The organism is Paracoccus sp. PAR01 (genome assembly GCF_014851995.1).
Taxonomy (GTDB): domain Bacteria; phylum Pseudomonadota; class Alphaproteobacteria; order Rhodobacterales; family Rhodobacteraceae; genus Paracoccus; species Paracoccus litorisediminis.
The window spans coordinates 1-255 of the sequence record NZ_JACVAW010000117.1; the positions used below are offsets into that span (position 1 = coordinate 1).

Below are 255 nucleotides of genomic sequence, written 5' to 3' on the forward strand. Positions count from 1 at the left end.
AGAACACCGAGGGCGAATATTCCGGTGCCGGGGGCCGCGTCCATCAGGGCACCGGCGACGAGGTCGCGGTCGAGACCGCGATCTTCACCCGCACCGGCGTCGAGCGCATCCTGCGCTTCGGCTTCGAGCAGGCGATGGGGCGGCGGCGCAAGCTGGCCTCGGTCACCAAATCCAATGCCCAGAAATACTCGATGGTGTTCTGGGATGAGGTCACCCGCGATCTGGCCGCCGAATTCCCCGAGGTCGAGGTCAGCC

The 255-nt window shown here is 66.7% G+C and carries 1 protein-coding gene; it reads left to right on the forward strand.

All coding sequences use genetic code 11. The features are described 5' to 3' along the window. Positions 1-255: isocitrate/isopropylmalate family dehydrogenase (locus IB235_RS24935; protein WP_255524441.1), on the forward strand; the 255-nt coding region annotated here is incomplete at both ends.